The following is an 8,851-nucleotide window of genomic DNA, read 5'->3' on the forward strand; positions in this document are numbered from 1 at the left end:
CATGGGGCCGGTCCAGGTGACCGGTCCGCGGGTGGCTCGACGGGGGGGTCGCTGGGAGACCCTAGACTGCCCTTCGGCGCGCCGCACGTCCAAGGACGCGGCCGCGTGGCTCGGCAGGCGTGCGAGTCACCAAACGAAAGGAAGTCCACGTTGTGGTCTACGTGACAGGGCTGAGTGGGATTGCCGTCAACCCACAGGTGCTCCGCACGCTTGTCAAGCGCGATCTCCGCGTCCGCTATGCGCGCAGCTGGCTCGGCTACCTGTGGACGGTGCTCGACCCCTTGGCCATGGCCGCCATCTACTACGTGGTCTTCACGTTGATCTTCACGACCAAGCGCCCTGGTAACGAGCCCTACTTCCTGCACCTGATCACCGGCATGTTGCTGTGGCAGTGGTTCTCGCAGTGCGTCACGGAGACATCGCGGGCCCTGCTGCAGGAGTCCCGTCTGGTTCGTTCCACGAACTTCCCGCGCGAGCTGTGGGTCGTGCGTGTCGTCATCGCCAAAGGGCTCGAGTTCATCTTCTCGCTGCCCGTCCTCGTCGTGATCGTGGCCGGCTACCTGGTCAGCGGCAAGGTCAGCCTGAACTGGACCCTCGTGTTCATCCCCGCGGCGATCCTGCTGACGTTCCTGCTCGCAACAGGGATCGGCCTCATTCTCGGCCCCATCACGGTGCTCGTGACGGACACCGCCCGGGTCGTCAGAATCGCCCTGCGGATCGGGATGTACGCGACCCCGATCATCTACAGCGCGCAATCGGCCCCTCCGGCCATCAAGACTGCGCTCCTGTTCAACCCGCTGACCGGCATCCTCGAGCTCTTCCGAAGTGGCTTCTTCCCCAATGAGCTGGACCTGGCCTCGGTCCTCTCGTCGGTCATCATCACGGCCGCGTTGTTGGTCGTCGGAGGCCTCGTGTTCCGGCGTATGGAGCCAGCGGTTCTCAAGGAGATCTGAGTGAAGCCCGTCATTGAGGTCCGCGACCTCGGCATTGAGTTCTACCGCGGCAAGAAGCGCCGGATGTCCCTGCGTGAAATGGTCCTCCAGGGTCGGAACACCGCGCCGACGGAGACCTTCTGGGCGCTCAAGGACATCTCGTTCACGGTGCAGCCGGGGGAAGCCGTCGGTCTCATCGGCGGCAACGGCAGCGGCAAGAGCACGCTGCTCAAGATGATCGCTGGCGTCCTCATTCCGGACAAAGGCTGGGCGAAGGTCAGCGGTGAGGTCGCGCCCCTCATCGAGCTGACGGGAGGCTTCCTCGGAGAGCTCACGGCTCGGGAGAACGTCTACCTCGCCGCCGGGCTGCACGGTCTGACCGTGAAGCAGATCGACGAGCGATACGAGGAGATCGTCGAGTTCGCGGGTCCGCAGGTCAAGGCCAACATGGAGATGCCTTACCGGCACTTCTCCTCCGGTATGCAGGTTCGACTGGCCTTCTCGGTCATCACTACTCTCGACAAGCCGGTAGTACTCGTTGACGAGGTCCTTGCGGTGGGAGACAGGTCGTTTCGTGAGCAGTGCTATGTCCGGATGGAGCAGATGCTCTCCGGCGGCAAGACCCTCTTCCTGGTGTCGCACAGTGAGGCCGATCTCCAGCGGTTCGTCACACGGGGGCTCTATCTCCGGGAAGGGCGCCTGGTGGGTGACGGGGACATCGCCGATGTGCTGGGTGCCTACAACGACTACTCGGACAACAATCCGTGAGGCTCGACGAGCGCGCGCTGGTCGGTGACGAGGGAGCTCGTCGCGTCGGCATCCACTGGAGTGGGGGAGACGCACTGGTCGTAGGGGGCGACCCGTCGGCGGACCTTCGCGAAACCGCGGAGCAGGTCGGTCTCCGGATCCGCCCGAGACCAGCGGGCCCGACATTCTTCACGTCGCTGGCCGAGGCGGCGGAAGAGGACTCGACGCGTCCTCTGGTCCTCTTCGCAGCAGAGCTGACGATCAGCCCGGTGGCCCTGCTGGATCTGGTCGACTCCCCGAACGACCGCACTGCAGCCCTGACCCTGAGCCCAGAGGACGTGCCGACGGGCGTCGAGTCGTGGGCCACCGTGCGTTTCTCGAGCCACTCGAGGCGCGTGCTCTCCCTCGGCACAACGCACCACGTCGTCACGAACCCCACGGGATACGTCGCAGGAGTCGTCCGAATCAGGGCGGCCGACCGCCGGACGGCCGCCGACATCTGGCGAGCGGCCGCTCGGACCAGCTGCGACCCCTGCCATGGGCCTCAAGAGGGCGAACAGGACGACCGCTTCGAGCTCGCGCTGCTCAGCCTCGTGCGGAGCGGGCTGGCGGTCGGGGCAGCTCCACTTGGGCCCTATTCGCTGAGACGCAGGCGGGCGATCGTGCCGGGTGTCCCAGGGTCGGCGTGGCAGCAGCGCCTGCGCAATGCCTCCCGGGGCAACGACGGCGTCTTCTCCACGGCCGTCATTCGTCCGCTGTCCCGACGGGTCACGGCACAGGGCTTGCGCCTCGGTTGGACACCCAACGTTGTCACGGGCGTCAGCCTTCTGCTTGGGCTCGGCGCGTGTGCCCTCGCGGCGCTCGACAGCCGGGTGGCGTGGATCTTCGCCGCGGTCCTCCTGATGTCCTCGCTCGTCCTCGACTGTGTGGATGGCGAGATCGCACGGTTCACCCGTCGCTACAGTGCGATGGGGGCGTGGTTGGACGGGGTCGCCGATCGCGCCAAGGAGTTCCTGATGGTGGCCTCGGTCGCCTGGGTGGCCGCTCGCCGAGGCGAGCCGATGTGGTCGATCGCCATCGTCCTTCTCGTCCTCCTCGCCGCGCGCCACGTGGAGGATTACGCCTATGTGCGCCGCAGCCGCTGCGCCGAGGCCCGCGTGCTGCCGGACCGGCTGCCCCTCGACGTCCCTCGTGACCTCGGCCCCGCCGACGCTCCGACCGCGCCCCGCCCACCGACCAAGCGCTCGAACGCGATTCGGAAGGCCAAGCAGGTCCTGCACCTGCCCATTGCGGAGCGCTATCTCATCATGACCCTCGGACTGCTCTGGTTCAGTCCTGCGCTCTTCCTCTGGGCGCTCCTGGCCGCGGTCGGCCTCGCCTTCATCTGGACCGAGGTGGGCCGGCTCGGCCGGGTGCTCGCCCGTCGTGATGACTTCGACCCGGCCGACGCTGACCGCCAGCTGCCCGAGCTGACCGACCTCGGCCTGCTGGCGGGACCGACCGCCGGGCTGACCAGTCGGCTGACGCGGTGGCCCATTGCGTGGCAGTTGCCGTGGCTCATGCTGGCCGCCGAGGCGGTAGCGGTGCTCATCTCCCTCCGCGACGTGCCCAGCACGATCCACTGGGTCGGCTACGCCTGGCTCGTGGCCGTGGCGTGGCACCGCTACGACCTCGTCTACCGCCTTCGGGAGACGGGTCGTGGTTCGCCCCTCTGGCTCGGCTGGGTCACCCTGGGCGCACCGGTCCGCATCGCGCTCCTTCTCCTCGCGGCGGCGTTGGCGTGGCCGGTCCCCGCCATCCTGGGCTGGGGGGCGCTCGCACTCATGATGGTGTATGCCGCTGAGTCCGCCTTTGCGTGGAGCGCTGCCTTCCGCTCCTCCCGCCCTGACGAGAGGGTGACCCGATGACCCACGACCCCACGAACGACCGTCCGGCTCTCGCGGAACTGCGGGCGGTGGCCCAACCACCCGAGCACATCGCTCGCTACAACGCCGAGCACTGGGCCGGAGCCCTCTACATCCGGCACCTGTCGATCTACGTGACACGAGCCCTGCTGCCGACGCACATCTCACCCAACGGCGTGACGTGGCTCATGATCGTCGTCGGTTTCCTCGGGGCTGCGGCCCTGACGATCGGTGGTCTCGCGGGTCCTGTCATCGCGGTTCTGGCGATGCAGCTCCAGATTCTGCTCGACTGCTCGGACGGGGAGGTGGCGCGTTGGCGTCAACGCTTCTCCCCAGCGGGCATCTACCTGGACCGCGTCGGCCACTATGTGACAGAGGCGACGATCCCGTTTGCCCTCGGCCTGCGCGCGGACGACTGGTCCTGGTCCGACCCCACCGAGGTGGGCGGCTGGACGGTTCTCGGCCTCATCGTGGCTGTTCTGGTCCTGCTGAACAAGGCGTTCACTGACCTCGTCCACGTGGCTCGCGCCAAGACCGGACGACCGCCTCTCGAGGACGTCGCGGCTACGGCACGGTCACGCGTGAGTGGAATGGCGGCGATCCGGCGCGGCTTCACCTACGTACCGGTCTTCAGGGCCTTCATCGCGGTCGAGGCAACGCTGCTGGCGCTCGTTGCGGGCATCGTCGACAGCATGCGGGGGGACCTGGTCGGCACGCAGGTCCTCGTCGCGATCATGGTGCCCCTCGCTGTCATCACCGCTGGTGGTCACTTGCTCGGGGTGTTGAGCAGCGCGAGGCTCGACTGACGTGGCAGCCGAGCCCGTGGCACGGTCCAAGGTTGGTGAGCAACGCGGTGCTCCCGTCGTTCAGTGGGCCCAAGAGAGCGGCGAGCTCGGCGGCGTCCTGACCAGCCATCGTCAGCTGACGACCTTGCTGCGACGAGGCGGTCATGAGGTCCGGTATGTCGACACCGGTTCCACCTCCCGAGCGGCCCGAGCGCTCCTGAGACTCCCGCTTCGCCGAGCACTCCACCTCTTCCACATCACGCGCCTGTGGCGAGCCATCGTTCTGGCACCGATGTTCGCAGTCCTTCCGGGCCGCTCGGTGCTGGTTCTGCACTCCGGATCCACGGCAGGGCAGGTCGCGGCCATGCGTCGCGCCCTGCGCTGGACGCTCTGGCAGGCGCTGGGGGCATACGACGAGATCTGGGTCGTCAACGAGGAGATTCGGACGGTGCTGCCCAGGCGATTGTGGGACCGCACCACCGTCGTGACGCCCTTCGACAGTTCGGTCGATTCGTTCGACGCACGTTCTGACGGGGAGGCTGTGCCATGCGGCGCGCGCCAGCCACACGCCTTGGCGGTCGCGACAAACGCTGGCCAGGCGCACTACAACGCCGACCTGGCCATCGAGGTGGGCAGGCGGGTGGCAGCGGAGTGGCCGGATGTGACGCTCGCCATTCTCGCCTACGGCAACGACGGGCCCAGCCTCTCGCCCCTCCGCAGGCTCGCGACCGAGGAGCCATGGGTGAGCTTCTCGTTCGATCTCCCGCCAGCGGACGTCGCCGCTGTACTGCACCGGGTGGGGACCTTCCTGCGGCCAACCGCGTGGGACGGGGACTCGATCATCGTCCGGGAAGCCCTGGCGTCGGGCGCTCGAGTTGTCGCCAGCGATACGGCCCCGCGGCCGCGCGGGGTGGAGGTCGCGCCACTCGATGCCGATGCGCTCGCGCAGGCCGTGCTTCGGGGTGGTGCTGTGAGCGATGGCTCGGGAATCACCGGGACAACGATGAGCAGCGCCGCGACGGCCGCCCTCGAACGACTGCGCAAGCACTGAGGGGCACCGGCAGATAGGCTCCTACGAACTGTGCCGCCGGACCACCGAACCGCCAAGGCCCGGCTGTGATGTCTCAGCGTAGGAGAGTGTGAAGTGAGTGAGCGGACCGTCATTACCTTCGGCACGTTCGACGTGTTCCATGTGGGTCATGTCCGGATGTTGAAGCGGGCGGCCGAACATGGCGATCGGCTCGTCGTGGGTGTTTCGGCCGATGCGCTCAACGTGCGCAAAAAAGGACGAGCGCCGGTCTTCACCGAAGATGAGCGCATGGAGATCGTCTCCAGCCTCAAGGTCGTCGACGAGGTCTTCCTGGAAGAGAGCCTCGAGCAGAAGAGGGACTACATCGTTCAGCACGGCGCCCAGGTTCTCGTCATGGGAGACGACTGGGCCGGAAAGTTCGATTGGGTCAGCGACGTGTGTGACGTCGTCTATCTACCCCGGACGCCGTCCGTGTCGACCACGGGGCTCATCGAGCACATCTCCACCCTTGCCTGAGCGTCAGTCACCTGAGCGGGTCGCCACGCGAGATCGGCCCGCGGCGTATCTCGGCAGCGCTGGGATCACGGCGCAGGCCAAGGCCACGATCATTGGCACGAAGGTGAGCAGGTAGCGGGACCGGCCCTGGAAGACGAGCAGGAAGGCCCCGATTCCCAGGGTGGTGAGGGCGAGCAGCACCAGGTCGGCTCGGGGGCGTGCCCTCAGGAGGCCCACGCCGGCCACGAGGAGCACGGCAATCCAGATGCCCTGCGTGACGCTCGACCTCACGGCGTAGTGAGCCCCCGTGAAACCGTTGACCTGCATGAGCGCTCGGCCCACGGGCGTACTGATGACTGGCTGCTTGGTCCAGTCGCCCCCCTCAGACCAGGCCCAGAACATGGCGTCGCTCCAGTTCCAGACTGCCTTGGCTGCATAGAAGCGCACCATTCCCTGTGGGCCCCGCTGCTGCCATCTCTCGTCGATGTAGCCGACCGCGTAGTCAGCCATCTCCGCCTGCGACTTGTCCTTGATCGCGTCAACCATCCCCCGGTTGTAACCACCGAAGCGCGTCAAGCCTCCCACCGTGTTCAGGTTCATCCCGTTTGCCACCCACCAGATCATGGGCGGTGACGTGGCGGCGTCGATCCGAGTCTGGTCGACCCCGGACGCCGTCTGCCCTGCTCGGGTGGCACCAGCCGACACGGCGAGGAAGCCGCCGAGGGTCAGGCCTGCCAGGACGATGCCCGTGACGACGCGCCAGCCGCGTCCTCGGCTCGGCCTCGCTCGTGGGGCCGCCATCTCCTCCGCGCCTGGTTCCGACTCCTTGGACCCGAGGACTCCGACCGCGATGACGAGCAGTCCGGCCACCACCACCACGGGCGTTGTCTTGATCACGTAGGCCATCGCTGCACAGCTGACTGCGCCGACCCACGCCACCCATCGATGGCCGCGGCCGGGCAGTGAGGCCTGAAAGGCGAGCACCGGGACGGCGGTGAGGAACACCATTGCGTAGATGTCCGTGTAGGGGACGGCCATCAACGGCGAGAACCCCACGAGGACCAGGACGAGAAGCATCGCCAAGGCGGCGGGCGAGGCGCCGGCAACCCTTCGCACGACAATGTGCACCAGCCAGAGAGTGAGGGCCAGGCAGAGCCCATTCGCGATGATGAGCACCACGTCAGGCGGAAGTCCGAGGGCGGACCCGGCGGATACTCCCAGCCGATCGATCGCCACGAGCGGAAAATTGTTCGGGTAGAGCGACAGGTAGTCGTACTCCCTGGGCGCGAGGTCCGAGCCTTGGCTGACGCGAGTGGCGATCTGCATGACGACCGCTGCGTCCCATCCGTACTGGTAGCGGATGGACAAGGCCATCCACGTGCTCAGGACCGCCCCGCTCACCGCCAGGACAGGCGCCAGCAGTCGTGACTCGACGATCGGCCGCAGCCACGAGGGGGTATGGACAATCCAAGCGAGGGCCAGCGCCGCGACCAGTGTGACGATGACCACCCAACGCACGTACGGAGTCGGGACCTCGGTCGGGACGATCGCGACGGCCAGGCCACCGACGAGCATGATGGCTCCGGTGACCCGCAGTATCGCCGCCCCGAGCGCGTCACCCATGTCGGTCATGGTCGCACAGGACGCACACGAGACAGTGATCGTCCCCAGCCAGCGGACGCGGGCCCTGTGGCCTCAACTGGTCAGGTCGACCGTGAACGCCGGCTCCGTCTTCTCGCGGACCTCGTCCTCGGTGACGCCGGGCGCGAGCTCACGCAGCACGAGCCCGGCGTCGGTGACGTCGAACACGGCGAGATCGGTGATGATCCGCTCGACGACGCCGCGCCCCGTGTAGGGCAGCGAGCACTCCTTGACGATCTTGTACGAACCGTCCCGGGCGTTGTGCTCCATGAGCACGATGACCTTCTTGGCGCCGTGGACCAGGTCCATCGCGCCGCCCATCCCCTTGACCATATTCCCGGGGATCATCCAGTTGGCGATGTCGCCCTTGCCGCTGACCTGCATCGCGCCCAGGATCGCGGCGTCGATCTTGCCGCCGCGGATCATCCCGAACGACGTGGCCGAGTCGAAGAACGACGCCCCCTTGCGCAGGGTGACGGTCTCCTTGCCGGCGTTGATCAGATCGGGATCCTCGTCGCCCTCGTAGGGGTACGCGCCGACGCCGAGGATCCCGTTCTCGCTCTGCAGCACCAGCTCGACGTCGTCGGCGACGTAGTTGGGGACCAGGGTCGGCAGCCCGATGCCGAGGTTGACGTAGGAGCCGTCGGTCAGCTCCGAGGCCGCCCGCGCGGCCATCTCCTCACGGGTCCATCCGTGACCAGCCATCAGGCACCGGCCTCGGGTCGGGGACGCGTGGTCCGCTTCTCGATCTTCTTGTCAGCAGCCTGCTCCGGCGTCAGAGCCACGACCCGCTGCACGTACACCCCGGGCGTGTGCACGTCCTCGGGCTTGATCTCGCCCGGCTCCACGAGGTGCTCGACCTCGGCGATGGTGACCCGTCCGCACATCGCCGCCAGCGGGTTGAAGTTGCGGGCGGACTCCCGGTACACGAGGTTGCCGTGCCGGTCACCCTTCCAGGCGCGCACCAGCCCGAAGTCGGCGATGATCGCCTCCTCCAGGACGTACTCCCGCCCCCCGAAGTCGCGCGTCTCCTTCGGCGGCGAGGACACGATCACGTTCCCGTCGGCGTCGTACTTCCACGGCAGGCCGCCCTCAGCCACCTGGGTGCCGCCGCCGGTCGCGGTGAAGAAGGCCGGGATCCCCGATCCTCCCGCTCGCATCCGCTCGGCCAGCGTGCCCTGCGGCGTGAGCTCGACCTCCAGCTCTCCCGAGAGGTACTGCCGCGCGAACTCCTTGTTCTCCCCGACGTACGACGAGATCATCCGCCGCAGGCGCTTCTCCATGAGCAGCTTGCCCAGACCCCACTCGTCGACGCCG

9 protein-coding genes are annotated in these 8,851 nt (G+C 67.4%); 6 read left to right on the forward strand and 3 right to left on the reverse strand.

Features of this window, described 5'->3' with window-relative positions; genetic code table 11:
• Positions 1-161: 161 nt before the first annotated feature.
• From ABF401_RS13360 to ABF401_RS13385, 6 genes are all read left to right on the forward strand, one after another.
• Complete coding sequence (locus ABF401_RS13360) at positions 162-953, forward strand: ABC transporter permease (protein WP_353510053.1); 792 nt, start codon at positions 162-164, stop codon at positions 951-953.
• Positions 954-1,700 carry an ABC transporter ATP-binding protein gene (locus tag ABF401_RS13365; RefSeq protein ID WP_353510054.1) on the forward strand — a complete coding sequence of 249 codons (747 nt, stop codon included), beginning with the start codon at positions 954-956 and terminating at the stop codon, positions 1,698-1,700. It begins immediately after the preceding gene.
• Positions 1,697-3,586, forward strand: a complete 1,890-nt coding sequence (locus tag ABF401_RS13370; protein ID WP_353510055.1) for a CDP-alcohol phosphatidyltransferase family protein — start codon at positions 1,697-1,699, stop codon at positions 3,584-3,586. The genes ABF401_RS13365 and ABF401_RS13370 overlap by 4 nt, the downstream gene beginning before the upstream one ends.
• Positions 3,583-4,389, forward strand: coding sequence for a CDP-alcohol phosphatidyltransferase family protein (locus ABF401_RS13375; protein WP_353510056.1), 807 nt, complete (start codon positions 3,583-3,585; stop codon positions 4,387-4,389). Before ABF401_RS13370 ends, ABF401_RS13375 begins: the two co-directional genes overlap by 4 nt.
• 1 nt (position 4,390) lies before the next feature.
• Positions 4,391-5,419: a glycosyltransferase gene (locus ABF401_RS13380; protein WP_353510057.1), complete on the forward strand. Its 1,029-nt coding sequence runs from the start codon at positions 4,391-4,393 to the stop codon at positions 5,417-5,419.
• 93 nt (positions 5,420-5,512) lie between these two features.
• Entirely contained in the window at positions 5,513-5,914 is a 402-nt protein-coding gene (locus tag ABF401_RS13385; protein WP_353510058.1) for an FAD synthase family protein, read from the forward strand.
• A 3-nt stretch (positions 5,915-5,917) separates the two neighbouring features.
• Here ABF401_RS13385 and ABF401_RS13390 read toward each other — a convergent pair whose 3' ends face one another.
• From ABF401_RS13390 to ABF401_RS13400, 3 genes are all read right to left on the reverse strand, one after another.
• Complete coding sequence (locus ABF401_RS13390) at positions 5,918-7,516, reverse strand: glycosyltransferase-like membrane protein (protein WP_353510059.1); 1,599 nt, start codon at positions 7,514-7,516, stop codon at positions 5,918-5,920.
• 72 nt (positions 7,517-7,588) lie between these two features.
• Complete coding sequence (locus ABF401_RS13395; RefSeq protein WP_353510060.1) at positions 7,589-8,239, reverse strand: CoA transferase subunit B; 651 nt, start codon at positions 8,237-8,239, stop codon at positions 7,589-7,591.
• Positions 8,239-8,851, reverse strand: a 613-nt coding sequence (locus tag ABF401_RS13400; RefSeq protein WP_353510061.1) for a CoA transferase subunit A, incomplete at its 5' end; no start/stop codon positions are given. The genes ABF401_RS13395 and ABF401_RS13400, both read right to left, overlap by 1 nt.

The sequence above is a fragment of the Intrasporangium sp. genome, assembly GCF_040414665.1.
Lineage (GTDB): Bacteria > Actinomycetota > Actinomycetes > Actinomycetales > Dermatophilaceae > Intrasporangium.